At 64.7% G+C, this 25442-nt stretch carries 26 protein-coding genes; 11 read left to right on the top strand and 15 right to left on the bottom strand.

Features of this window, described 5'->3' with window-relative positions:
* Positions 1 to 66: 66 nt before the first annotated feature.
* The 6 genes from prpR (at position 67) to ACY34H_RS09515 (ending at position 6428) form a co-directional block, all read left to right on the top strand.
* Entirely contained in the window at positions 67 to 1677 is a 1611-nt protein-coding gene (gene prpR / locus ACY34H_RS09540) for a propionate catabolism operon regulatory protein PrpR (RefSeq protein WP_464977251.1), read from the top strand.
* A 153-nt stretch (positions 1678 to 1830) separates the two neighbouring features.
* Positions 1831 to 2691: an alpha/beta fold hydrolase gene (locus ACY34H_RS09535; RefSeq protein WP_464977250.1), complete on the top strand. Its 861-nt coding sequence runs from the start codon at positions 1831 to 1833 to the stop codon at positions 2689 to 2691.
* A 7-nt stretch (positions 2692 to 2698) separates the two neighbouring features.
* Complete coding sequence (locus ACY34H_RS09530) at positions 2699 to 3736, top strand: sensor histidine kinase (protein ID WP_464977249.1); 1038 nt, start codon at positions 2699 to 2701, stop codon at positions 3734 to 3736.
* Positions 3737 to 3744: 8 nt separating this feature from the next.
* Positions 3745 to 4488, top strand: a complete 744-nt coding sequence (locus ACY34H_RS09525) for a LytR/AlgR family response regulator transcription factor (protein ID WP_464977248.1) — start codon at positions 3745 to 3747, stop codon at positions 4486 to 4488.
* Between the two features lie 122 nt (positions 4489 to 4610).
* Positions 4611 to 5414: an NF038132 family protein gene (locus ACY34H_RS09520; RefSeq protein WP_464977247.1), complete on the top strand. Its 804-nt coding sequence runs from the start codon at positions 4611 to 4613 to the stop codon at positions 5412 to 5414.
* A 315-nt stretch (positions 5415 to 5729) separates the two neighbouring features.
* Entirely contained in the window at positions 5730 to 6428 is a 699-nt protein-coding gene (locus tag ACY34H_RS09515) for a PEP-CTERM sorting domain-containing protein (protein ID WP_464977246.1), read from the top strand.
* Positions 6429 to 6512: 84 nt separating this feature from the next.
* Here the strand turns inward: ACY34H_RS09515 and clpA are convergent, their stop codons facing one another.
* Entirely contained in the window at positions 6513 to 8813 is a 2301-nt protein-coding gene (gene clpA / locus ACY34H_RS09510) for an ATP-dependent Clp protease ATP-binding subunit ClpA (protein WP_464977245.1), read from the bottom strand.
* Positions 8810 to 9112: an ATP-dependent Clp protease adapter ClpS gene (gene clpS, locus ACY34H_RS09505; protein WP_130185626.1), complete on the bottom strand. Its 303-nt coding sequence runs from the start codon at positions 9110 to 9112 to the stop codon at positions 8810 to 8812. The genes clpA and clpS overlap by 4 nt, the downstream gene beginning before the upstream one ends.
* Before the next feature lie 328 nt (positions 9113 to 9440).
* On the opposite strand from clpS, the gene cspE reads away from it, so the two are divergent.
* Positions 9441 to 9644, top strand: coding sequence for a transcription antiterminator/RNA stability regulator CspE (gene cspE, locus ACY34H_RS09500; protein WP_107141363.1), 204 nt, complete (start codon positions 9441 to 9443; stop codon positions 9642 to 9644).
* Positions 9645 to 9800: 156 nt separating this feature from the next.
* Entirely contained in the window at positions 9801 to 10505 is a 705-nt protein-coding gene (locus ACY34H_RS09495) for a PEP-CTERM sorting domain-containing protein (protein ID WP_464977244.1), read from the top strand.
* A gap of 57 nt (positions 10506 to 10562) precedes the next feature.
* Here the strand turns inward: ACY34H_RS09495 and icd are convergent, their stop codons facing one another.
* Entirely contained in the window at positions 10563 to 11816 is a 1254-nt protein-coding gene (gene icd / locus ACY34H_RS09490; RefSeq protein WP_464977243.1) for an NADP-dependent isocitrate dehydrogenase, read from the bottom strand.
* A gap of 306 nt (positions 11817 to 12122) precedes the next feature.
* Between icd and ACY34H_RS09485 the strand changes: the two genes are divergently transcribed.
* Together ACY34H_RS09485 and ACY34H_RS09480 are read left to right on the top strand one after the other, a co-directional pair.
* Positions 12123 to 12680 carry a pseudouridine synthase gene (locus ACY34H_RS09485; RefSeq protein ID WP_464977242.1) on the top strand — a complete coding sequence of 186 codons (558 nt, stop codon included), beginning with the start codon at positions 12123 to 12125 and terminating at the stop codon, positions 12678 to 12680.
* A gap of 100 nt (positions 12681 to 12780) precedes the next feature.
* The gene (locus tag ACY34H_RS09480) at positions 12781 to 13227 is read left to right on the top strand and encodes a DUF192 domain-containing protein (RefSeq protein WP_464977241.1); all 447 of its coding nucleotides are present in this window, start codon (positions 12781 to 12783) and stop codon (positions 13225 to 13227) included.
* A gap of 107 nt (positions 13228 to 13334) precedes the next feature.
* Here ACY34H_RS09480 and rpsT read toward each other — a convergent pair whose 3' ends face one another.
* A complete protein-coding gene (gene rpsT / locus ACY34H_RS09475; protein WP_131147094.1) occupies positions 13335 to 13601 on the bottom strand; it encodes a 30S ribosomal protein S20 in 267 nt (88 codons plus the stop codon).
* Between the two features lie 269 nt (positions 13602 to 13870).
* On the opposite strand from rpsT, the gene murJ reads away from it, so the two are divergent.
* Positions 13871 to 15421, top strand: a complete 1551-nt coding sequence (gene murJ / locus ACY34H_RS09470) for a murein biosynthesis integral membrane protein MurJ (protein WP_464977240.1) — start codon at positions 13871 to 13873, stop codon at positions 15419 to 15421.
* Between the two features lie 89 nt (positions 15422 to 15510).
* On the opposite strand, the gene ACY34H_RS09465 is transcribed toward murJ, so the two are convergent.
* From ACY34H_RS09465 to ACY34H_RS09415, 11 genes are all read right to left on the bottom strand, one after another.
* Positions 15511 to 15990, bottom strand: coding sequence for an FxDxF family PEP-CTERM protein (locus ACY34H_RS09465; RefSeq protein WP_464977239.1), 480 nt, complete (start codon positions 15988 to 15990; stop codon positions 15511 to 15513).
* Positions 15991 to 16288: 298 nt separating this feature from the next.
* Positions 16289 to 17146 carry a type II secretion system protein gene (locus ACY34H_RS09460; RefSeq protein ID WP_464977238.1) on the bottom strand — a complete coding sequence of 286 codons (858 nt, stop codon included), beginning with the start codon at positions 17144 to 17146 and terminating at the stop codon, positions 16289 to 16291.
* A complete protein-coding gene (locus ACY34H_RS09455) occupies positions 17133 to 17516 on the bottom strand; it encodes a type II secretion system protein (RefSeq protein ID WP_464977237.1) in 384 nt (127 codons plus the stop codon). The genes ACY34H_RS09460 and ACY34H_RS09455 overlap by 14 nt, the downstream gene beginning before the upstream one ends.
* A 4-nt stretch (positions 17517 to 17520) precedes the next feature.
* Positions 17521 to 17997: a type II secretion system protein gene (locus tag ACY34H_RS09450; RefSeq protein WP_464977287.1), complete on the bottom strand. Its 477-nt coding sequence runs from the start codon at positions 17995 to 17997 to the stop codon at positions 17521 to 17523.
* A gap of 8 nt (positions 17998 to 18005) precedes the next feature.
* The gene (locus tag ACY34H_RS09445) at positions 18006 to 20006 is read right to left on the bottom strand and encodes a secretin N-terminal domain-containing protein (RefSeq protein ID WP_464977236.1); all 2001 of its coding nucleotides are present in this window, start codon (positions 20004 to 20006) and stop codon (positions 18006 to 18008) included.
* Between the two features lie 83 nt (positions 20007 to 20089).
* Entirely contained in the window at positions 20090 to 20635 is a 546-nt protein-coding gene (locus tag ACY34H_RS09440) for a hypothetical protein (RefSeq protein ID WP_464977235.1), read from the bottom strand.
* Positions 20632 to 21195, bottom strand: a complete 564-nt coding sequence (locus ACY34H_RS09435; RefSeq protein ID WP_464977234.1) for a hypothetical protein — start codon at positions 21193 to 21195, stop codon at positions 20632 to 20634. The genes ACY34H_RS09440 and ACY34H_RS09435 overlap by 4 nt, the downstream gene beginning before the upstream one ends.
* A complete protein-coding gene (locus tag ACY34H_RS09430; RefSeq protein ID WP_464977233.1) occupies positions 21192 to 21737 on the bottom strand; it encodes a hypothetical protein in 546 nt (181 codons plus the stop codon). Before ACY34H_RS09430 ends, ACY34H_RS09435 begins: the two co-directional genes overlap by 4 nt.
* Positions 21734 to 22543, bottom strand: a complete 810-nt coding sequence (locus ACY34H_RS09425) for a hypothetical protein (RefSeq protein ID WP_464977232.1) — start codon at positions 22541 to 22543, stop codon at positions 21734 to 21736. The genes ACY34H_RS09430 and ACY34H_RS09425 overlap by 4 nt, the downstream gene beginning before the upstream one ends.
* Positions 22536 to 24242 (bottom strand): GspE/PulE family protein, encoded by a 1707-nt coding sequence (locus ACY34H_RS09420; protein ID WP_464977231.1) that lies wholly within the window; start codon positions 24240 to 24242, stop codon positions 22536 to 22538. The genes ACY34H_RS09425 and ACY34H_RS09420 overlap by 8 nt, the downstream gene beginning before the upstream one ends.
* Positions 24239 to 25423: a type II secretion system F family protein gene (locus ACY34H_RS09415; protein ID WP_464977230.1), complete on the bottom strand. Its 1185-nt coding sequence runs from the start codon at positions 25421 to 25423 to the stop codon at positions 24239 to 24241. The genes ACY34H_RS09420 and ACY34H_RS09415 overlap by 4 nt, the downstream gene beginning before the upstream one ends.
* Positions 25424 to 25442: the final 19 nt, after the last annotated feature.

Below are 25442 nucleotides of genomic sequence, written 5' to 3'. Positions count from 1 at the left end.
AAATCGCACGGTCCATGCAACGTTCCATTTGCAACACCTGAAACGCCGCTGAACTATAATTGAAACATGAGCTACCTGACCCACGGCGATCCGGACAAGCCCGTCATCTGGACGGTTTCGATGTCGCGCCTGTCCGACCTGTTCCGCGACATCACGCCGGAATACGACGCGCTGGCGACGATCGAACCGATTCACCTCGGCTTCGACGAAGCGGTGCGCCATATCCGCGAGCGGCTTGCCACGGAGCGCTGCGACGCCGTCATCTCGGCCGGTTCGAATGCCGCCTACCTGAAAGGCCGCCTGCCGGTTCCGCTGGTGGTGGCCAAGGCCAGCGGCACGGACATGATGCGTGCGCTGGCGCGGGCCCGCCGTGTCTCGGAGAAGATCGCCGTCGTCACTTACCAGCAGCCAATGCCGGAACTGGCCGAGTTCGCGGCCACGTTCGGCTTCGACGTGGCGCAGCGCACCTATGTAACGCGGGAGGATGCGCTGGCCCAGGTGCATGAACTGAAGGCGGCCGGCATCCGCGCCATCGTCGGCGCCGGCCTGATCACGGACCTGGCCGAGGATGCCGGGCTGACCGGCGTGTTCGTCTACTCGTCGGCTTCGATCCGGCAGGCATTCGACGATGCACTGGAAATCGCCCGGCTGGCGCAACTGGAAACCGGCTGGGCGGGCCGGCGCCGTGGCCGCGGCGGCGCCGTGCAGGACACGCCGCGGGCCCGCCACGGCCTGGCGGACCTGCGCGGCGAATCCCCTGCGATGGAACAGGTGCGGCAGATGGTGGTGCTGTACGGGCGATCGAACGCCACGGTGCTGATCCAGGGCGAGACCGGCACCGGCAAGGAACTGGCCGCGCAGGCGATCCACCGCGCCGCGCCGCACGGCCGGGTGGACGAACGCCGGCCGTTCCTGGCAGTCAATTGCGGCGCAATCGCCGAATCGCTGCTGGAGGCGGAACTGTTCGGCCATGAGGAAGGCGCGTTTACCGGCGCGCGGCGCGGCGGCCGTGCCGGACTGTTCGAAGCGGCCAATGGCGGCACGCTGTTCCTCGACGAGATCGGCGAAATGCCGCTGGCGCTGCAAACCCGGCTGCTGCGCGTGCTCGAAGAGCGCGAAGTGGTGCGCGTGGGTGGCACGCGGCCGGTACCGGTGGACGTGCGGATCGTCAGCGCCACCCATTGCGACTTGGCGCAGCGGGTGCGCGACGGGCGCTTTCGCGCCGACCTGTTCTACCGGCTGGCGGTCCTGCGCCTGGCGCTGCCGCCGCTGCGCGAACGCACCGCCGACATCGTGCCGCTGGCGGAGTGGCTGCTGCGCAATGCGCTCGCCGCGCTGGGGGCGCGCGCCCAGCGCAACCTGCAAGCCGAGCTGCAGGCATGCGCGCCGCTGCTGACCGGGTACGCATGGCCCGGCAACGTGCGCGAGTTGCGCAACCTGTGCGAACGGCTGGCGCTGTTCCTGGCCGCCGAGCCGCTGCAGGCACTCACGCCCGCATTCGTGCTTGCCGTGGGGCCCGAGCTGGCTGCTGGTGCCGCCGGCGCGGTACCGCCGGCCGCGGAGCGCGTGACCGATGTGCTGCGCCGTTTCGACGGCCGGCGCGACGCGGCCGCGGCCTACCTCGGCATCAGCCGCACCACGCTGTGGCGCCGGCTGCGCGAGGAAGCGGGCGGCTGAGCTGCCGCTGATTTCGCCGCTGATTTCGCGATTCATCTCGCCACTCATCTCACCATTCATCCCACGCCGTTCATCCTTGTTTTGTGCCGTTCGTCCCGCAGCCTGTGCCGGGTCGGGCCACGGGTGCGAGGATGCGTTTCAAGGAGGAACACCATGAAACGATATCAACCGATCTTCGCCGTAGCAGCAGCCGCCCTGTTCGCCACGCTTCCCGCTCAGGCGGCTTCCGCCTTCAAGGCCGAGGTCACCGGCAGCGGTCCGGCCGTGATCCTGATCCCCGGCCTCGCCTCTTCCGGCGAGGTATGGCATGGCACGGCGCAGCACCTGTGCGGTCCGCGCCAGTGCCACGTGCTGACCCTGGCGGGCTTTGCCGGCCAGCCAGCCATCGAGGGCGAGCTGTTGCCGCAGGTGCAAAGCCAGCTGGCCGAGTACATTGCCACCAACAAGCTGGGCAAGCCGGTACTGATCGGCCACAGCCTGGGCGGCTTCGTGGCGATGAAGTTCGCGGCCAGCCATCCGGACATGGTGGGCAAGCTCGTCATCGTGGACTCGCTGCCCGCACTGGGTGCCACCCAGGTACCGAACATCACGGCCGACCAGCTGAAGCAGATGGCAGGCGCCATGCGCGAGCGCATGCTGGCCGGCGCCGAGACGGACTACGCGGCCAGCCAACGCCGTACCGTGATGACGATGGTGAGCAAGCCCGAGGACGTCGACCGCATCGCCGGCTGGGGCCAGCGTTCCGACCGCAAGGTGGTCGCCGGTGCGATGCATGATTTGATGGCAAACGACCTGCGCGACGATGTGGCCCGCATCCAGGCGCCGACCCTGGTGCTGGGCACCTGGGTCGCCTACAAGGACTACGCGCCGCGGGAAGCGATCGAGCAGGTGTACAGGACGCAGTACGCCAGGCTGCCCGGCGTGCGCGTGGAAATGGCACAGAGTGCGCGCCACTTCATCATGTACGACGACCCGGCCTGGATGTATGATCGCATCGACCAATTCTTGAAGTGAACGGCAAGTGAACAACGTCACCGCACCAGTCCCCCTGATCGCGCGCCTGAACTGGTACTGGATTTTTCAGGTGCTGGGCTGGGGCGGCGTCGCATTGTTCAATCTGTCGCTGGCTGCCGGCATCGTCGTCACACCCGCCATGGCGGGCGTGTGCTTCTGGGGTGCCGCCGGCGGGCTGCTGCTGTCGGAACTGTGGCACCGTTATCTGTTGAAGCGTGCCGGCACCACATCCTTGCCGCTGCTGGCCGGCGGCGTTGCCGTGCTGACGGTGCTGCAATGCGCGATCGCGTATGCCGGCTTTGCCGTGCTGCAGCCGTTCGGCAAACCACACGGCTTTGCCTGGCTACCCAGTGCGTTGCTGTTCTGGCTTGGCTGTTTCGTCGCCTGGACCATTTTTTATACGGCGGCGCAAACGCTGCGGCGGGCCCACCGGGCCGAAGCCGAGACACTGCGGCTGGAACTGCACGCGAAGGACATCGAACTGCGCGCACTGCAGGCGCAGGTGAACCCGCATTTCTTCTTCAACAGCCTGAACAGCGTGCGCGCGCTGATCTACGAGGATCGCGACAGCGCGGCGCAAATGATCGACCAGCTTGCCGGGCTGATGCGCTATGCGCTGCAATCGGGCCATGCCGACACGGTACCGCTGGCGGCCGAACTGGAAGCCGTGGGCGCCTACCTGGCGATCGAGAAGATCCGCTTCGAAGAACGGCTGCGCGTGCAGGTCGACATCGAAGCGGGGCTCGAACAGGTGATGATTCCGCCGATGTCGCTGCAGACCCTGGTCGAGAATGCCGTCAAGTACGGCGTGGAGCTGAGCGTCACCGGCAGCGACATCCGCATCCGCGCCTGGCGCGGCGAAGGCGTGACGCTGATCGAGATCGCCAATGCCGGCGCGATCCGCCGCGCCGGCCAATCGACGCAGGTCGGGCTGGCCAATGCCCGCAAGCGGCTGGAACTGGCGGTGGGCGGGGGTGCCCGCCTCGACCTGGCGGAACGCGACGGGTGGGTGCGCGCCACGCTGCAGTTGCCGGTTGCCGCATGAGGCCGGGCATGAGGCCGGAATCGCCGCGCGAAGCAGCAATGCGGACATCGTTGCGGGTCCTGATCGTCGATGACGAGCGCCTTGCGCGTGCCGAGCTGAGGCGTCTGCTGGGCGCGCATCCCGGCGTCGAGATCGTCGGCGAAGCAGCCAATGCCGAGCAGGCGATGGCGCAGGTGGCGGCCTTGCAACCCGACCTGCTTCTGCTCGACGTGCAGATGCCTGGCGCCAGCGGCTTCGACCTGCTCCAGGCGCTCGACGCCACGCCGGAAGTGATCTTCACGACCGCGTTCGACCAGTATGCATTGCAAGCGTTCGAAGTCAACGCGCTCGATTACCTGCAAAAGCCGATCCAGGCCAACCGGCTGGCAAGCGCCCTGGAACGCGCCGCACTGCGGCTCGGCGTGCCGGCCCCGGGGAAGCCGGTTGCCCCGCGCAAGCTCTTCCTTCGCGATGGCGAACGGTGCTGGTTCGTGGCACTGGACAGCATTCGCCTGTTCGAATCCGAAGGCAACTACACGCGCGTCTATTTCGACGATGCGCGACCGCTGATGCTGCGCTCGCTCACGCAGCTGGAAGAACGCCTGGATCCGCAATGCTTCCTGCGGGCCAGCCGGCGCCATATCGTCAACCTGGCATTCGTCGAGCGCGTGACGGCCAATGATGCGGGCGGCTTCGACCTGCTGCTGCCCGATGGCCTGAAGGTGGAGGTGTCGCGGCGCCGCGCCGCACAGGTGCGCAGCCTGGAGCTGTGATGGCAACGGATGTCGAAAACTTTTACACACGCCGGGCATTTGCCGGCGGTCTCGCCCTGCGGCTAGCGCAGGCACGAGAAATGCTGGTTGTTTGAGCTATCTCAAACCGACGGAGACCAGTCATGAAAATTCCAATGCGTTGCCTTGCCGCGGCAGCGGCGATCTGTCTCGGCACGACCGGCACCAGCCACGCGCAGGTGTTCGATGGCGGCATTCCTGCGAATTGGCAATGCACGGGCGATTGCGGTACCGCGCAGGAGGACGGCAATATCACCCTGGCGCCCGCCGGCGGCACGCAGTATGGCTGGGTATCGACCAATGGCGGCGTGGCCGGCGTGCTGCTGCCCGGCGTCAGCGCGCCAGCCGATTCGTTCGCCGGCAGTGCCTTGCGCTCCCATTTGTTCACAGCGCAGGCCGGGGACGCACTGCGGTTTGCCTTCAATTATGTAACGACCGATGGCGGCGACTTCAGCGATTACGCCTGGGTGCGCCTGCTGAATTCGGATGGCAGCCAGGCGGCGCTGCTGGCGACGGCCCGCACCTCGCCGGGCGGCGGCGCCGTGCCCGGCTTCGGCATGCCGGCCGGCGCGGCCACGCTGGATCCGCCCTTCTCCAATGTCGAAGGTCTTATCCCGACGTGGAGCCCGCTGGGAGCCGATTCGGGCAGCTGCTATCTGGAGCCTTGCGGACAGACCGGCTGGATCGGCGCCGCCTACACGATCGCGGCCGCGGGCGCGTACACGCTGGAGTTCGGCGTGGTCAACTGGGTCGATCGCAGTGCCGACAGCGGGCTGGCATTCGACGCGATCACGCTCGATGGCGTGCCGCTGGCGCCGGTGCCGGAACCGGGGCGCGGCGGCATGCTGGCGACAGGCGTGCTGCTGCTGGCTTGCGCTTACCGGATGGGGCGCCGGCGCCGCGGGTAAGCGCGCGCGGGCGCAGGAAACGCAGCGGGCACGGCGCAGGAAACGCAGCGCGCACGGCGCAGGAAACGCAGCGGGCACGGGCGCAGGAAACGCAGCGGGCACGGGCGCAGGAAACGCAGCGGGCACGGCGCAGGAAACGCAGCGGGCACGGGCGCAGGAAAACGTAGCGCGCGCGGGCGCGCGACGCTAGCACAACGGTGGATCGTTGGCAGAGACCGACGGGGAAGATGCAACAATTGTAACTGTCATTGATGGGCTGTCCGGTCGACTTCTACGATGGTTCGCATCCCCCCACCACCGCAAGGAGAATCGCCCATGAAGCGCACGCCCCCTGTCTGTTTCGCCCGCCCGCTTGCCCGTCTCGCCGCCTGTGCGTTCGTGCTGGCCACCGCCCTGCCCGCGCAGGCCGATTCCGTAACCGAGATCGCCCAGCTGCAGGGCTGGGTCAACAGCAATGGCGGCAGCAACGAAGCCACGCCGCTCGGCAATACCTACACTGGCAACGACACGGGCCTGCGCTTCAACAGCTGGGCGGCATTCTTCATCCCGGCCGGCACCACCTGGGAATCGGCCACGCTGTCGCTGTCGCCTTCCGTGTACGGCGACGCCCCGCCAAGCGTCATCGGCCTGTTCGACGTCGATGGCGGCCTGCAGCCGTTCCTGAACACCTTCCATCCGGGCACCGGTGTGTTCGCCGACCTCGGCAGCGGAACGCAGTACGCGTCGGCCACGCTGTACGACAGCCCCGCGATCATTACCCTGAACGGCGCGGCGCTGGCCGATATCAACGCCGTATCCGGGTCCTATTTCGTCATCGGGTTCACGAACCAGACACTGAACGCGGTCCCGGTCGACGCCGGCGACCAGGGCATCTACCTGGGCGGGATTCGCGCAGAGCCGTATATCGAGCTGACGCTGTCGACCGTTCCGGCCGTGCCCGAACCAGGCACGTATGCGATGCTGCTGGCCGGGCTGGCGGTGGCCGGGATGGCGGCAAGGCGCCGGCGCGGCTGAGTATCCGGAATCAACAGGACCGCGATATGGAGCGGGCCGAAAAAAAACCCGCTCTCGCGAGCGGGTTTTTGTTGCCGAAGAGGATTACTCCACTTCCACCGTTTCCGGCGGCGGCAGAGGTGCCGCATCCGGTTCCGGGAAGTCCAGCTTGATCTGGTCCTTCTCGTCCAGGTCCACCGTCACCCTGCCACCGGTGACGAGGCGGCCGAACAGCAGTTCGTCGGCCAGCGCCTTGCGGATCATGTCCTGGATCAGGCGGGACATCGGCCGCGCGCCCATCAGCGGATCGAAGCCCTTCTTCGCCAGGAACTTGCGCAGGTTCTCCGTGAAGATCGCTTCCACTTTCTTCTCGTGCAGCTGCTCTTCCAGCTGCATCAGGAACTTGTCCACGACGCGCAGGATGATTTCCTCGTCCAGCGCGCGGAAGCTGATGATCGCATCGATCCGGTTGCGGAATTCCGGCGTGAACATGCGCTTCAGGTCGGCCATTTCGTCGCCGGTTTCCTTGGTGTTCGTGAAACCGATCGGCGCCTTCTGCAGCGCTTCCGCCCCCGCGTTCGTGGTCATGACGATGATCACGTTGCGGAAGTCGGCCTTGCGGCCGTTGTTGTCGGTCAGCGTACCGTGATCCATCACCTGCAGCAGGATGTTGAAGATGTCCGGGTGCGCCTTTTCGATCTCGTCCAGCAGCAGCACGGCGTGCGGCTTCTTGGTGATCGCTTCGGTCAGCAGGCCACCCTGGTCGAAACCGACATATCCCGGCGGCGCGCCGATCAGTCGCGAGACGGCATGGCGTTCCATGTACTCGGACATGTCGAACCGGATCAGTTCGATGCCGAGAATGAAGGCCAGCTGCTTCGCCACTTCGGTCTTGCCCACGCCGGTCGGGCCGGAGAACAGGAACGAGCCGATCGGCTTGTCCTGCTTGCCGAGGCCGGCACGCGACATCTTGATCGCCGATGCCAGCGCTTCGATCGCCGGATCCTGGCCGAACACGACATTGCGCAGGTCGCGGTCGATCGTCTGCAGCTTGCTGCGGTCGTCCTGGTTGACGGTTTGCGGTGGAATGCGCGCGATCTTCGAGATGATCTCTTCGATCTCCGTCTTGCCGATGGTTTTCTTCTGCTTCGACTTCGGCAGGATGCGCTGGGCGGCGCCGGCTTCGTCGATCACGTCGATGGCCTTGTCCGGCAGGTGGCGGTCATTGATGAAGCGGGCCGCCAGTTCGGCCGCCGTCGATAGTGCCGACGACGAATACTTCACGCCGTGGTGTTCCTCGAAGCGCGATTTCAGGCCGCGCAGGATCTGCACGGTCTGCTCGACGGTCGGCTCGTTGACGTCCACTTTCTGGAAGCGGCGCGACAGCGCGTGATCCTTCTCGAACACGCCGCGGAATTCCGTAAACGTGGTCGCGCCGACGCACTTCAGCTGGCCGTTGGCCAGTGCCGGCTTCAACAGGTTGGACGCATCCAGCGTGCCACCCGAGGCGGAGCCGGCACCGATGATCGTGTGGATCTCGTCGATGAACAGGATGCCGTTCGGGTTGTCCTTCAACTGTTTCAGCACCGCTTTCAGGCGCTGCTCGAAGTCGCCGCGGTACTTGGTGCCTGCCAGCAGCGCTCCCATGTCCAGCGAGTACACGACGGCGTTCGACAGGATCTCCGGCACATCGCCCTGCGTGATCCGATAGGCCAGGCCTTCGGCGATGGCGGTCTTGCCCACGCCGGCCTCGCCCACCAGCAGCGGGTTGTTCTTGCGGCGGCGGCACAGGATCTGGATCACGCGGTCGACTTCTTCCTCACGGCCGATCAGCGGATCGATCTTGCCTTCCGCGGCCGACTTGTTGAGGTTTTGCGTGAACTGGTCGAGCGGGCTTTCCTTGGTCTGGCCTTCCGTCTGGGCGCCTTCCTCGACGCCTTCCGATGCCTTGGCCGCTTCGCCGGACTGGTCCTTGCGAACGCCATGCGAAATGAAGTTGACGACATCCAGGCGGGTTACGCCCTGCTGGTGCAGGTAGTAAACCGCGTGCGAATCCTTCTCGCCAAAAATGGCCACCAGCACGTTCGCGCCCGTCACTTCCTTTTTGCCGTTGGAGGCAGACTGGACGTGCATGATGGCGCGCTGGATCACGCGCTGGAAACCAAGCGTGGGTTGCGTGTCCACTTCGCCGGTTCCGGGCACGGTGGGAGTGTTGTCGCCGATGAAGTTGGTGAGTGTCTTGCGCAGGTCTTCGATATTGACCGCGCAGGCACGCAACACTTCGGCCGCCGAAGGATTGTCCAGCAGCGCCAGCAGCAGATGCTCAACCGTGATGAATTCATGCCGTGCCTGCCGAGCCTCGACAAACGCCATGTGCAAACTTACTTCCAATTCCTGCGCGATCATACTTCCTCCATCACGCACTGCAGGGGATGCCCTGCCTTGCGCGCATGCGTTAAAACGAACTCCACCTTGGTTGATGCAATATCTTTAGAGAACACACCACACACGCCTTTGCCGTAGCGGTGCACACTCAGCATAATTTGCGTAGCCGTTTCGCGATCCTTGTTGAAATATTCCTGAATGATCGCGACCACAAATTCCATCGGGGTGTAGTCGTCGTTCAACAACGCCACCTGGTACATGGGGGGCGGCTTCAGCGTCTGCCGCTCCAGGACGGTCTCGGTGTCATGCTTGGTTGCCATACGCTTATATTCTAATGCTTTCGTGGTCGATGCAACGCCCGTTTAACCCGACGTTTCCATTTGTCCTCAATCTTACGCGCTTTCCCAACTGCGCGCAGATGGCGCCCCCTGGCGCAAAATCAAGTCCTTTCCTGATTTCTCGTGTTGCAAAAATCTTACTATTGCCCCGACAAAGCGCTTGACATAGAAAATTGGCTCGCCAACAATGCCATATCGACTTGTGCAGAAATGTACATGTTGGTAAGAAGTGAGTTGTCGAGGAGGGGGCAGGAAGCTTCTTGCTTTTATGGCTCGTGTGATTCGTTATTATTTGAAAGTTCTTTTTATTATGGCAACTGGTACCGTTAAGTGGTTCAATGACTCCAAAGGTTTCGGCTTCATCACCCCTGATGATGGTGGCGAAGATCTGTTCGCACACTTCTCCGCAATCAACATGAACGGCTTCAAGACCCTGAAAGAAGGTCAAAAGGTGCAGTTCGAAGTCACGCAGGGCCCGAAAGGCAAGCAAGCTTCCAATATCCAGGCTAGCTGATCTGCTTCCTCGACTGAAAAAACCCCGCTGATGCGGGGTTTTTTTTCGCCCCATCCTATAGCAGTTTGCAAGTTTCACCGATGCGCGCGGGAGCCGTGCGTGCGTCCTGTTTATTCATTTCAGCGCAATGTTCAACTCAACTATTCAGGAGTCTTCATGAAACTGCATCGTCCGGCATGCGCCGCACTACTTTCCACGGTAGTTCAGGGCGCCTTCGCTGCCCCATCGGAGGTAACGCTCAGCCACCTTACCGTCGGCAATTTCCGCGACCAGTCCCAGGCCAGTCTCGACAAGGTGAACATCCTTTCCGACAACGGCCGGTTCGCCGTGCTCGGCCTGGAGTGGGCCGAAGGCACTGCCCTGCAACAGACGACCAACCAGTACGTCGGTGCCTGGTATGGCATTACGGCCGACTTCACTCCCGCGGAAGGCTACGCCGTCAAGTCCATGACGCTGGGTGGATTTCTCGACGTGGAACGGGTGAACCCGCCTGCAGAGTATCAGGGAAATGACTTCTGGCTGGGTTATAGCCTGTATATCCTCGGTCAAGGTTTCGGCGGCGGCTGGTTTTACAATAGTGCGCCGTCCGAGGATTCCCTGGTGAGCGAGACCGCCACGCTGACGGATCCCGAATACATCGATTCCAGCAAGCCATTCTACGCCGAACTGGTCACGGCTGCGGACATCAACGGGTATCGGCAGGCAAACGGCCCGGCCCCATTTGCCAGCATTGCCTGGCGCAATATCACGCTGCAGATCGAGATGGTGCCGGTTGCCGCGATACCGGAGCCTGGAACGTGGATGATGCTGCTGGCCGGGCTTGCCGGTATCGGCTTTGCAGCGCGACGGCGCAGCGCCTGACCTTGCAACGATGACGAACCCGCATGCCGTGCGGGCTCGTCGGGAAGGCAGCGCGGATTACATATTCTCGATCATCACTTCGCCGAAACCCGAGCATGACACCTGCGTGGCGCCTTCCATCAGGCGGGCGAAGTCATAGGTCACGCGCTTGCTGGTGATGGCCTTCTCCATCGATGCGATGATCAGGTCGGCGGCTTCGGTCCAGCCCATGTGGCGCAGCATCATCTCGGCCGACAGGATCAGCGAGCCCGGATTCACGTAATCCTTGCCGGCGTACTTCGGCGCGGTGCCATGCGTGGCTTCGAACATGGCCACCGAGTCGGACATGTTGGCGCCTGGCGCGATGCCGATGCCGCCCACCTGCGCGGCCAGCGCATCCGAAATATAGTCGCCATTCAGGTTCAGCGTGGCGATCACGCTGTACTCGGCCGGGCGCAGCAGGATCTGCTGCAGGAAGGCATCGGCAATCGAATCCTTGACGACGATATCCTTGCCCGTCTTCGGGTTCTTCACTTTGCACCACGGACCGCCATCGATCAGCTCGCCGCCGAATTCCTTCTGGGCCAGCGCATACGCCCAGTCGCGGAAGCCGCCCTCGGTGTACTTCATGATATTGCCCTTGTGGACGATCGTGACGGACGGCTTGTCGTTGTCGATCGCGTACTGGATCGCCTTGCGCATCAGCCGCTCGGTGCCCTCGCGCGACACCGGCTTGATGCCGAGTCCGGACGTTTCAGGGAAGCGGATCTTGCGCACGCCCAGCTCTTCCTGCAGGAATTTGATCAGCTTCTTCGCGCCTTCGGAACCTTCCGCGTATTCGATGCCGGCGTAGATGTCTTCCGAGTTCTCACGGAAGATCACCATGTCGGTCTTGTGCGGCTCCTTGACTGGCGACGGTACGCCGGCAAACCAGCGCACCGGGCGCAGGCAGACGTACAGGTCCAGTTCCTGGCGCAGCGCCACGTTCAGTGAACGGATGCCGCCACCCACCGGCGTCGTCAGCGGCCCCTTGATCGACACCACGTAATTCTTGACTGCCGCCAGCGTTTCTTCGGGCAGCCAGACATCGGGACCGTATACCTTGGTGGATTTCTCGCCGGCATAGATTTCCATCCAGCTGATCCGGCGCGCGCCGCCATAGGCCTTCGCCACGGCGGCATCGACCACTTTCAGCATCACCGGCGTAATGTCGACGCCGGTTCCGTCGCCCTCGATGAAGGGAATGATCGGCTGGTCCGGCACGCTCAGCGAAAAGTCCGCGTTGACGGTGATTTTCTCGCCGTCGGCCGGCACTTTGATATGTTGGTACATCGAATTCTCCGAAATGAAGCGACGCTGGCGGCGCCATGAACTTGCGGCTGCTATGACGGCTTGCACACACCAGGACATCTCGAAAAACCTGCCGCGCGTGGCATTTTCGGCCTGCGATGCTCGCCGTACGCCTGTACGGCTGCGCTTCTCGGCCAAAACTGCTGCCGCTCACGACGGTTTTCGAGGTGCCCAACAGTTGCAAGCCAGGTGTAAATGTCTTCTATAAGATATAAGACAACTACAGCAACTGCCGATTATGCATCAGTATTTCAATGCCCGCCATGGTTTAGTCGGTACAATCCCGCAATGCTGATCTTACTCAATAAGCCATTCGGGGTATTGTGCCAGTTTTCCCCGCAGCCCGAGCGCCTGACGCTGGCTGATTGCGTGCCGGTGCCGAACGTCTATCCGGCCGGGCGCCTCGATGCCGACAGCGAGGGACTGCTGTTGCTGACCGACGACGGCAAATTGCAGCACGAAATCGCCCATCCGGACCGCAAGGAAGCGAAAACCTACCTGGTGCAAGTCGACGGCATTGCCGATGCCGCCTCGCTGGCGCGGCTGCAGGCGCCGCTCGACCTGGGCGATTTCACGACGAAGCCTTGCCGCGCGATGCGCATTGCCGCGCCGGAATGGCTGTGGCCGCGCAATCCGCCGATCCGGATGCGGACCGACAAGCCGACCTCCTGGCTGGCCATCACACTGCAGGAAGGTAAGAACCGCCAAGTGCGGCGCATGACCGCTGCGGTCGGCCTGCCCACGCTGAGGCTGGTGCGCAGCGCCATCGGCGCGGTATCGCTGGCATCCCATCCGCTGATGCCGGGCGAATGGATCGAGATCGATCCCGCCGAACTGAAGCCTTGAGTATGCTTTCGACAGAAAAATTTCCCGTCGCGGCACGGAGTGCATTGCACCGTGCCCGCGCCGCGGCTGCCATGCCGCTCACCCACCTGCCCTCGACACGATGAAGATCGCCCCTGCCCTCGCTGCCTTCGCCGTCCTTTGCGCCGCCACTGGCGCCGCCGCCCAGAACGGGCGCTTCGACACCACCACGCTGACTGCCGGCATGCACCTGGTCAAGGCCGAGATTGCAGCCAGCGATGCCCAGCGCGCGCAGGGATTGATGTTCCGCGAAGCGATGCCGGCCAATGCCGGCATGGTGTTCGTGTTCGATGCGCCGGCCACGCAATGCATGTGGATGAAAAACACGCCACTGCCATTGTCGGTAGCGTTCATCGATGCCGACGGCAAGATCGTCAACATCCGCGACATGCAGCCGCACACGCTCGACAGCCACTGCTCGACGAAAGGCGTGCCGGTCAAGTACGCACTTGAAATGAACCAGGGATGGTTCCAGCAAAAACACATCAAGCCGGGCATGAAGATCGGCAACCTGCCTACACGGAAATAAGCGGCCACCCTGCCTGAATTCTCCGCGCAAAGCGAAAAACCCGCGATGGCTGCGCCATGCGGGTCTTGTGTGCACCTGTCTGGCGGCCATTGCCGCCGCACGCGAACTTAGGCGGACAGTGCCTTCAGGGCAGCTGCCAGGCGGCTCTTGTGGCGAGCGGCCTTGTTCTTGTGGATGATTTTCTTGTCGGCGATCGAGTCGATGGTCGACACGGACGACTGGAAGATCTGCGTTGCAGCAGCCTTGTCGCCAGCCTGGATTGCCTTGCGAACGGCCTTGATCGCGGTGCGCAGGGTCGAACGCTGTGCCGAGTTGTGTGCGTTTTGCTTGACTGCTTGACGAGCGCGTTTGCGCGCTTGTGCGGTATTTGCCATGGAATTTCCTAAATCGTTGTCAAAGTTCGTTTGCAAACAACAGCGTTTGCCAAACCGGTGCGTTCAGTCGACCAAGCAGGCCAACGCAGAGCTGGTCAACATCGATGTCTGCGTCACTGAATTCTGTACAGCCTTAAATTATAACGAGCTTTTGATCCCGGAGCAATTCAAAAAGCGGGATCGTCGCGAAAACTTGCCAAAACCACACACGCGGCGCTTCATAAAATTGTAAGACTTGCATCCAGGCAGCACCGCTATAATCTCGCCCCATGAACCTGCTCAGAACCCTCGCCGCCGTCTCCAGCATGACCATGCTGTCGCGTGTCACGGGGCTGCTGCGCGAAAGCCTGTTTGCCCGGGCTTTCGGTGCCGGCGCCTATACCGACGCGTTCAATGTCGCCTTCCGCATTCCCAACCTGCTGCGCCGCCTGTTTGCCGAAGGCGCGTTTTCGCAGGCTTTCGTGCCGATCCTCGCCGAGTACAAGACCCGGGAGGGGGCCGAGGCCAGCAAGACCCTGTCCGATCACGTGGCCAACTGCCTGGTCTGGGCCACGCTGCTCGTGAGCGCCGCCGGCATCGTCGGCGCGCCGCTGCTGCTGGCCGTGATCGCCGGTGGCTTGCAGCAGGATGCGGGCGCATTCGACGCCGCCGTATGGATGACCCGGCTGATGTTCCCTTATATAGCGTGCATGTCGTTCGTGGCGATGGCGGGCGGCATCCTGAATACCTGGCGCCAGTTCAAGATTCCAGCCTTCACGCCGGTGCTCCTGAACCTGTCGATGATTTCGGGCTCGCTGTTCCTGGCGCCGTACATGGAACAACCCGTCTATGCGCAGGCGATCGGCGTGTTCGTCGGCGGCCTGCTGCAGGTGGCGATCCAGGTTCCTGCCCTGGTGAAAATCGGCATGCTGCCGCGCTTGTCGATCAATCCGCTCGCGGGCTTGCGCGATGCCGGCGTGCGCCGCGTGTTGAAAAAAATGGGCCCGGCGGTATTCGCCGTGGGCGCCGCCCAGATCAGCCTGATGATCAATACGGCCATCGCTTCGCACCTGCGCGAAGGCAGCATTTCCTGGCTCACGTATGCCGACCGCTTGATGGAATTCCCCACCGCGCTGCTGGGCGTGGCATTGGGCACGATCCTGCTGCCCAATCTGTCGAAAGCCAGCCTGGACGGCGATCCGAAGGAATATTCCTCGCTGCTCGACTGGGGCCTGCGCCTCACCTTCCTGCTGGCGATCCCCGCTGCGGTCGGGATGGCCGTGCTGGCCTTGCCGCTGATCGCCACGCTGTTCCACTACGGCCACTTCAGCGACGAAGCGGCCCGCATGTCGGCGCGGCCGCTGATTGCCTACGCGGTGGGTCTGATCGGCATCATTCTCGTCAAGACGCTGGCGCCGGCATTCTATGCCAAGCAGGATATCCGCACGCCGGTGAAGATCGCGGTAGGCGTCCTGTTCGCCACCCAGTTGATGAACCTGGTGTTCGTGCCGTGGCTGGAAGTGGCTGGCCTGGCGCTGTCGATCGGCCTGGCTGCGTGCATCAACGCCACGTTCCTGTACACCGGCCTGCGCAAGCGCGACATCTATCGCCCGCTGCCCGGCTGGGGCAAATTCTTCGCCCGGCTGGTTGGCGCGGTGGCCGTGATGGGGGCCGTCGCCTGGTTCGGCAGCCAGCACTTCGACTGGCTGGCCATGCGCGCGACACCCTTCCTGCGCGCGGGCGCGCTGTTCCTCGTCATCGGCGTGTGCGGCGCCGTGTATTTCGGTGCGCTGCTGGCACTGGGCTTTCGCGTGCGCGACTTCCGGCGCACTGGGAAGTAGCCAAGGACTGCAGACGAAAGGCGAGCCGCAGCTGCATGCGGCAAAAAAAAACCGCTGCCGAGGCAGCGGTTTTTTTGAGAAAACTGGAATTACGCTTGCTTGGACTTGCGACGGGCCAGGAAGCCCATGATGCCCAGGCCGCCCAGCAGCATGCCGTAAGTGGTTGGCTCCGGAACTGCCGAAGTGATGTTGATTTCGCCCGAGTAGAACGGCGATTTACCGGTCACCGTACCAGCCAGGTTCAGGACGAATGGCGAGCTGGTGGTGGCTTCCACGCCCAGGAATTTGAACTTGCCGAACGAACCGTCGTATGCGCCGGTCACGCCGTTCAGGGTCGTTGCGCCGATGTTCCAGTCGAACTGTTGACCGCTGACGGTGATGACAACGTCGTACAGGCCAGGTGCCACACCACCGAAGGTGAGCACATCTGCGCCATCGGTAGCGAACAGGGTGCCGACGGAGTCGAATTCGGTGGTAACACCTTCGATGACGGACAGGTTCTGGTTGTCGGCGAAAGCGCTCATCGAAGCGGCGGCCAGTACGGAAGCTACGGCGAATTTCAGTTTCATGAAGTTATCCTTGTGAGAGTAGTAGTAGTAGTACGTCGCTGGTCAGTACATTGCTGAACTGCTGAGATAGATCATAACATAATAGCATCACAAAATTACAAGAGAAAATTGTAACTTTCTTATGACAACTATTATTCTTACAACAAAAGTTGCCACGGCGCGTACTCTAACCGAGATCGCCAGACTCTGCAGTTTGGTAGGGTTTCAATCGTGCTGTCGTACGAAAACAGCGCCAGGCAGCCGATGAGGTGTCACTGGCGGCCACACACGGGCCGTGGCCGTGGCGCCGGCGCGGACGTCAGGAGGCGTTCGCCCCGGCGGGCAGCCGCTCCGGCTGCGCGGGAGGTTCGGGAGTTTCAGCAGGCTCCGCCGGATCGGCTGGAGCCGGTTCGTCAGGCTCGGGTTCAGCCGGCTCGGCTGCCGGCTCCGCCGGCGATTCGGGCGATGGCGCAGGTTCGGGGGAAGGATTGTCCACCGGATCCGGCGCAGCGGGCTCCGGCTCGGTGGGCGCAGCAGGCGCTGTCGGGTTGAGCGGCGCGCCCGGCGCTGCGCCACCGATGCCTGGCGCGGTCGTCGACGTGCTGCCCGTGGGCGGCTTGAGTTGCCCTTGTTGCCCCTGTTGCCCCTGTTGGCCCTGCTGGCCCTGCTGGCCCGGCTTGAACTGGCCCGGCGGCAATGGTTCCTGGCCATCGAACGTGAAGACCCATTCAGAGATCTTCTGCTTGCCGCTGAACGACTGGAAGCGCGAAGGAAAATTGGCGATCTTGATCGGCTGCGCCGCCGACAGGCTGTGAATGCCCAGGATGCCCTTGTTGTCCGACAGGTAAAGGATGCCCCATTCGGCCTTGCCGGTCATCGGGTCGACGAAGATCTTGCGCAGGTGCCGGCGGGTACCGGGGAAACGCGGGTCCTTCAACAATTCCTTCAGCGTGGCTGGCTGCCGAGGCTGTCCGGCCGGCGTGGCGGCGGCATAGCTTTGCAGTGCATTGCTGAACTGTTCGCCGATATGCAGCAGGTCGCGCTCGGCCTGCGCGCGTTGCAGCGTGACGCCGACCCGCACGGTGGTGGCCGCCACGAGGCCGATGATGGCGACCAGGATGATAAGGCCGACATAGGTGAAACCGCCGGCTGCGGACGGCCGCTTACCATTCCGCATACGGCTTGCCGCTGCGGTCATTGCCCGGTGCGCCGCTCTTGATGTCGGCGATGCCGCCTTGCGCCGGATCTTCCGGCGGCAGCAGCTGCCAGCTGTCGGTGGTTTCCGTGATCGGGTCGACCGGCAGCGCGCGCAGGTATTTTTTCTCCACCAGCTGTTCCAGCGATTCCGGATACCGGCCGGTGTCGCCATAGAACTGGTCGATGACCATGCGCGTGCTGCGCAGGTTATCGGCAAGGATCGTTTCCTTTGTCTTGTCGACACTGGGGAAATAGCGGGGCACGGCCAGCGTCAGCAGCAGCGCGACGATGCCCAGCACCACCAGCAGCTCGATCAGCGTGAATCCATCGTTCCTGGACTTGTTCACCATTTGCCTACCATTTTCGATAGGGGATGCCGTTCAGCCCTACCCTGTCGGAATTCGAATACACGTCGTAGACGTCCTCGCCTTCGCGCGGCTCCTCGGCCTCGCTGGCGTAACTGCGCTTGCCCCAGGTCTGCGCGGCGGAAAGCTCGCTGTCGAAGGCGAACGGATCGCGCGGCACGCGGCGCAGGAAGAAGATCTTGCCACGTTTCGGATCGCGCAGGTCCACCACGCCGTCGGCCAGCGTTTCCAGGTTCTTCGGATAGCCGGTGCTGCCGAGCGTCTTGGCGATGCGCCCATCGTCGTAGGCCTGCTTGTAATCGTCGATGGCCTTGCGGATCTGGTACAGCGCGGTGCGCAGTTCCGCCTCGCTGCGGCGCTGCACGGTGACCTGCGCCGTCGGCACCACCAGCGCCGCCAGCAGGCCGAGGATGGCCACGGTGACGAGCAGCTCGATCAGCGTGAAGCCGTGCCGCCGGCGGAGCATGCCGTTCATCACTGCTCTTGCACGGGCGGCGGCGTCGTCGTGGCGGGCTGCGGCAACGTGGTTGGCGGCGGCGGCGCGACCGGCAGCACCTGTACCGGCTGCTGGGTCACGCTCGATGCCGGCCCCGGTTGCGATGTCGACAGCGGTACGCCGACCGGCGTGCCGCTTTCCTGCGGCGTCGGCGGCGCCGCGGGCATGCCGCTCGTGCCGGGTGCCCCTGGCGTCCCTGTGGCGGGCGCGCCGCGCTGCGGCATCAGCACCGGCGTGCGCACCGACAGTTCCGGCTTGCGGCGGAAGTTCGCCTCGGTGCCGGCGGAGAATTCAGTGGCCTCCGCCGGCGGCCGCTGCAGGTTGCGCACCAGGTGCGGCGTGATCGACAGCACGATCTCGGTCTTCTGTGTCTCGTCCCGCTGCGTGCCGAACAGGCGCCCCAGGATGGGCAGGTCGCCCAGCGCCGGGACGCGGTTGCCGCCGTTGCGCTCCTCGTTGTTGATCAAGCCGGCCAGCACCTGGTTCTCGCCATCTTTCAATTGCAGCATCGTCGAGGCCTGGCGGGTACCGATCTGGTACGCCGTCGTGCCCGACTTGGTCTCGATGGTATTGACCAGGTTCGACACCTCGAGCGAGATGCGGATCGCCACTTCGTTGTTCAGGTAGATCGTCGGTTCCGCGTTCAGGGTCAGGCCGACGTCGATATAGCTGACGCTTTCCTGCGCAAAACCGGCGGTGCCGGGCGAAACGGTGGTGGTGATGACGGGCACCTTGTCGCCGATCAGGATCTTGGCCTTTTCCTTGTTGCGTACGCGGATGCGCGGGTTGGCCAGCAGGTTCGAGTCCGAGGCATTCCGGTTCGCCGTGGCCGTTGCGCTGATGCCGGTGATGCCGAGCGTGCGGCGGTTCAGGTTGTCGAGGTCGCTCAGTGTCACTCGCGTTCCCTCGCCCGTCACCAGCGGCGCCAGCGTAACGCTGGTGGGCCAGGCGACACCCAGCTGCAGCAGGCTGCTGCGCTTCACTTCGAGGATCTCCACTTCCAGCATCACTTCCGGTTCGGCCATGTCCTGCACCGCCACGATTTTTTCAGCGAGGCGGATCGCATCGGCGTTGTCGCGCATGATCACGAGATTGAGCTTCTCGTCGGCCACCACGTCGCGCGATTTCAGGATGGTCTTGAGCGTGTTGGCAACCAGCTTGGCCTCCGCGTTGGCCAGGTAGAACGTCTTGACGACGGTTTCCTGGTACTCCTTCAGCTTGGCCGCGATATTCGGGTAGATCAGGATCGTGTTCGCATCCATCACCTGCTGTTCCAGCTGGTTCGTCATCAGCAGATAGTAGACCGCCGACTCGACGGTGCTGTTCCTCAGCATGATGGTGGTGCGGGCATCGGATTTCACATCCTTGTCGAACACGAAATTGAGGCCCGAGCGCCGCGAAATCACGTCGAACACCTGCTTCAGCGGCGCTTCGCGGAACTCGATCGTGATCGGCTGCTTGTAGGTCTTCGCCAGCGCGGTCTCGCCGCCATTCGGTGGATTGCACTCGGCGATCTCGCGCTGCAGCTGCCTTGCGCGCGGCTGGTCGGGCTTTTCGGCCAGCACCGCGTCGATCTTGGCCATGGCGCCCCCGAATTCCTTCTGCTCGACCAGCGCGGCGGCATCGGCCAGCAGCCTGTCATGGCGTTCCGCCATGTCCAGCCCACGCAGCACCATGCGGGCGCGCTCGTTCTGCGGATTGAGGGCCAGCACGCGCTGGATGTTCTGCAGCGCCAGTTCGCGCTGGCCTTCGGCTGTCTGCCGCTCGGCCTGGTCCAGGTAGCGCATGATCGCGCGGTCGCGCGCCTGCAGGTAGGTGGCGCGATACTGTGCATTGCCCGGATCCTGCGCGATCGCTTCCTGCACCTTCAGCAGGCCCGCCTCGACCTGGTCTTTCTCGATCAGTGCGGTGCCGTCCCGATACGCCATCTGGCCGGCGCAGCCTGCCAACGCCAGTGCCAGCGTGGACAGTGTCAGCACGCGGCATGCCCGGCCACCGCGTATCCAGCCTGCACCGCGTATCCAGCGTCCACCGCGTACCCAGCGTCCATTATCGTGCGTGTTCAATCCATGACTCCAATATTTAGCTGTTGCACCTGGTTCAGGGGCAGGTAAGTAACCGTCAGCGTCGGCGGCGCGATGGTGTCGATGCGGTACATGCCGTCGATCACGGTACCCACCCGGGCCACATAGGTGCGGTCGGGGCGGGCCAGGTAGACTTCCCAGGCACCGTCCGCCACGCCCTTGCCCAGCACGGTGAACGGCAGCGGCGGCGCGGTTGGCGCCGGTGGCGGCGGCGGCGGGCCGCTTGGTGCCTCGGGCGGCGGTGGCGGCGGATTTAGGTCCTGGCCGGCGAACACGCCCTCGCTGCCCTTGAACGCGCCCTCGCCCGTCGCGCCGATCAATTCGGCGCGCGGGATCAGCCGCAGGATTGCGCCATCCGCCGGCGGCGCGGCAGGCGCGCGCGCGGCGGCAGGCGCCGCGGCGCGCGGCGCCTGCGCCCGTTCGACCGGTTCGGCCATGTCGCTTTCCGGCGTGGTATCGCCGAACAGCACCAGCCCGGCCGCGATCGCCAGCCCCGCTCCCATCAGCAGGTGCCGGGGCTTCATGGGCCATCCTTCAGGTAAAGCGTAAGGCGCAGCCGCGCCTCGACGACCGGGTCGGCGATCGTGTCGCGCCGGAAGCTCACTTCATCGAGCGCGGCGAACGGCACCACGGCCAGCGCCTCCAGGGCGAACTGCCAGATGTTCCGATAGCTGCCCTTCACGGGCAATGCGATCTGGTAGGTGGTCACGCCGCTGGCCTTGTCGTAGGCGAACTTGTACTCGCCGCGATTGAGCGCCAGGCCAGCCTTGCCAGCCAGGTCGAACAGCGTCTTGACCTGCTGCTCGGCGTAGCGTTTCTCGCCCAGCGTGGCATGGAACAGCGCCAGGTTTTCGTTGGCGGTGGGTGGTGGCGGCGCTTCCACGAGGGTCGACGCCTTGGGCAGCGGCCGTGCCAGCTCTTCCTGCAAGGCGGCCCGTTGCGGCAGCAGCCACGCCCAGGTGGCCAGGCCGGCCGCGAGCAGCGCCACCGCCAGGCATGCCGCGCCGCCGGCACGCAACGCCGACAGGCGCAGCGCCAGCATCAGCGGCGCGAGCTGGACTTCCGTCACTGCGCGGTCCTTCATTGCACCCTCCATTGCACTTCGACCTGGAAGCGGACCGGATGGTTCGCCTCCTGCTCGCCGATTTCATGGCGCACCAGTGCCGCGCCGGTGAAGAACTCCTGCTGCTTCAGCACCTGTACATAGTCGACCATGTCATCGCTGTTGCGCGCCTCCGCCGTGATCTTCAACAACTGCTTTTTCGGATCGGGATCGAGCGCCAGCAAGGCGATACTGGCCGGCGTGGCGCCACCGATCGCATCCTCCAGTGCACGCCATGGCACGTTCAGGCGCAGGATCGCGGCGTTCACGGCGACGGCCTGCGCTTCCGGAATCGCCACCTCGGCCACCCGCGCCGGCCGCTTCGACAGCGCGGCCTGGCTGGCGCGCAACTGCTCGATCTGCTGCGCGCGCGCGGCACGCTGCTCGGCCATCTGCATGGCGAACCAGATGCCGCCGGCGCACAGCGCGATACCGGCGATGCCGGCCGCCAGCAGTGCCGGGTGCAGCCGGTACAGGGCACGCCGCCAGGTCAGGGGCGCGAAATCGATCTGCATCGGCTTCATGGCGCGCTCCCGGCAAAGGCAAGGCGGCCGGTGGTGGACAACTCGTCGCCCAGGCCGGTGTCGACTCGCGCGACGCTCACCTGCCCCGTGCCGGCCGGCCTGGCCAGCGCCGCCGGCAGAGGTCCGCACAGCTGCACCTGCGCTGGCGCTTCGAGCCCCAGCAGCAGCGCTTCGCGCCCCATCATCTGCGTCAGCCAGTAATGATCGGCGGCCGGCGGCATCTGCAGCGCACGCACTGCGCGCAATTGCCGGCCCTCGATCGCCGCAACGGTCAGCAGGCCGTCGTGCAGCTGGCCGAACCAGGCGCCAGCCCGGATCGCCCGGCACCAGCGGTTCCACGCGGTGACGAAATGCGGCACCACCTGCACCACGTGCAGCCGGTTCTCGAGCGCCACGGCATCGATCAGCGCCAGCAGCGTGCGCGGCACCGCGGCGGCAAAAAACGGTTCGGTGGAATGCCAGTCGGCCGTGACTTGCCACGCTGCCGGGCCTTCCCCATACAAGGCATGAAAGCGCAGTGCGGCGGCCGCCTCGATGTCGGGCAGCCGGGCGGCACCCGGCGGAGGCGCTACCTGCCACAGCCGGCACAGCTCGTCGGCCAGCACCACCGTCACCGGCCAGCCGGCCACGTCCTGCCTGGCCAGCAGTGCGCGCAGTGCCGCGCCCAGGGCCTCGCCGCCGGCGCCCGCCAGCGCTTGCTCGGCCAGCACCTTCACCTTGTCGCCGCGCCAGCGCGAGGCCGCCAGGAGGCTGACGGCACCCGTGGCGACGCCGAGGCACAATACCTGTCCGAAGGCTCTACGCATGCAGGGTCACCCGCTTGATCTCGGCCAGCGTCGTGCCGCCGCGCTTGACGACTTCCAGGGCGGCATGGCGCAGGCTGCGCGTGCCGTTCGCGTACGCGGCCTGCTTGACCTGCCGGATCGGCCGCTTCTCGACGATCAGCTCGCGGATCTCGTCGTTCAGCGTGAGGATCTCGGCGATCGAGCGGCGTCCCTTGTAGCCGGTGCCGCGGCAGTCGCCGCAGCCCTTGCCGGCCTTGAACCGGTAGTCGAAGACGTCGGCGCGGGCCAGGCCCACGCTGGCCAGCTCGTCGTCGTCCGGCGTGTAGTCGACCGCGCAGTGCGGACAGTTGATGCGTACCAGCCGCTGCGCCCAGATGCCGTTCAGCGCCGACACGAAGGCATACGGATCGATGCCCATGTGGGTGAAACGGCCGAACACGTCGAACACATTGTTGGCGTGCACGGTGGTCAGCACCAGGTGGCCGGTGAGTGCCGACTGCACGGCGATTTCCGCCGTTTCGCGGTCGCGGATCTCGCCTACCATGATCTTGTCCGGGTCGTGCCGCAGGATCGAGCGCAGGCCCTTGGCAAACGTCAGGCCCTTTTTCTCGTTGACGGGGATCTGCAGGATGCCGGGCAACTGGTATTCGACCGGGTCTTCGATCGTGATGATTTTCTCGCGGCCGTTATGGATTTCGGTCAGCGCCGCGTACAGCGTGGTGGTCTTGCCGGAACCGGTCGGCCCCGTCACCAGCAGCATGCCGTAGGCTTCCTGCGCCAGCGTGCGCAGCGTGGCCAGCGACGGTGCGTCGAAGCCCAGCGATTCCAGCGACAGCGAACCGTACGCTTCGATCATCGCGCGCTTGTCGAGCACGCGGATGACGGCGTCCTCGCCATGGATGCTCGGCATGATCGATACGCGCAGGTCGATCTCGCGGCCGGCCGACTCGACACGGAAGCTGCCATCCTGCGGCACGCGGCGTTCGGCGATGTCCAGCTCGGCCAGCACCTTCAGCCGCGAGATGATCTGCTCGGCGACCTCGATGCCGCCGACCGCGGTGGCGTGATCGAGCACGCCATCGACACGGTATTTGACGGCCAGGCCGCCGGCGGTGCTTTCCAGGTGGATGTCCGACGCGCCGGCTTTCAGCGCGTCGTACAACGTGGAATTCACCAGCCGCACCGCCGGGCTGGCAGCCTCGGATACCGAGGCAAACGACAGCACGGCGGCTGTCTTGCCGTCCCTGCGGCCGTTCTCGGTACCGGGCAGCAGCGAGTCGGTGGCGCGCGCGCCTTCTTCCTGCTTCGACAGGTAGGCGGCGATATCGGCCTGCAGCGCCAGCCGCATTTGCAGCGGCGCATGCGGCGTGGCGCGTGCCTGGGCCGACAGCCAGGTCTGCAAATCGAGGTCGAACGGGTCGGCGATGACGCCGATCACCACGCCCTCGAGCGTGCGCAGCAGCACGCATTTCTTCGCCATCGCCTGCGACAGCGGCAGCAGGTCGAACGCCGGCGCAAAGGCCAGCATCTCGACCGTTTCCAGCACGGCGAGCCCGAACGGCAGCGCCAGCGCGCGCACCACCAGGCGCGGCTCCATGCCGCTCAGCGTTTCCAGTTCTTCCACCAGCGTGCGTTTCGACACGGCCTGGGCGGCGCGCGCGCGCGCCAGCAGCGCATGGTCGAGCGAGGCGATGGCGGTCTGTATGGCCGGATCGTTCACGACATTTCTCCGGCAAGGTCAAAGATGGGCATGTACAGCAATACCACGATGGCGCCCACGATCAGGCCGATGCCAGCCATCAGCAGCGGTTCGAAGGTGCGCGTGAAACGGTCGATCCAGCGGCTGATTTCGCCATCATAGAAAGCCGCCGACTGTGTCAGCATCGGCCCCAGGTCGCCGGTGCGCTCGCCCACTCGCAGCATGCGCAGCGAAATCGGCGTGGTGAGGCCGTTGGCCTCGAACGCGGTGGAAAGCGGCAGGCCCGACTCCACGGCGACTTTCGCCAGTTGCAGGCCACTCTTCACATTGGCCGATACCATGCCCTGCACCGTCTCGATGGCCTGCACGATCGTGATGCCGCCTTCATTCAGCATGCCGAGCGTCAGGTACAGCCGCGACAGTTCATAGATCTTGACGCGCTCGCCGATGCCGGGCAGCTTGCCCAGCAGGCGCACCAGGCCGCCATTCGCCATCAGCCGGCGTACCGCCGTGACACCCGCGACCAGCACGATCGCCAGGCCTGCCAGCAGCGCGCCCGTATGCGCGCCGGCGAACTGCCCCCACGACAGCATCACCTGCGACAACCACGGCAAATTGCGGCCGGCGCCCTGGTAGACCTCGGCGAAACGCGGCACCACGTAGCCGATCAGGAACATCGACACGCCGCCGCCCACCAGCAGCAGGATACACGGGTAGATCGCGGCGCTGACGATCTTCGAGCGTACGGTATCGATGCGCTGCTGGTAGTCGATGTAGCGCTCCAGCGAGCGCGGCAGGTCGCTGGTGCCTTCCGCGGCGCGCACGATGCCGACATACAGCGGCGGAAACAACTGGGGCTGCTCGGCCAGCACGGTGGAGAAGCGCTGGCCTTCGCGCAGGCCGCCCAGCAGGCGCTCGAGCACGCCACGCGTGGCCGGGCTCGATTCCTTTTCCAGCAGCGCTTCAAGCGCCTCGACGATGCCCAGCCCCGCCTTCAGCAGCGCCAGCAATTCCTGGCTGAACAGCACCAGCGAGAGCGCTTTTCCCTGGCTGCGCCGCAGTGCACCGCGCACCGGATGGATGGCACTGACGAACAGGCCGCGCGCCTCGACCTGGCGCCGCGCGTCGGCCTCGTCGCGGCCATCGACCACCATGTGGCCGATCACCATTTCCGGCGACAGGGTGCGGACATCGAACTGCATGGGATCGCTGCCGAGAACG

This window comes from Pseudoduganella sp. jia 9 (assembly GCF_055502615.1).
This window is presented reverse-complemented; position numbering and strand designations above follow the sequence as displayed.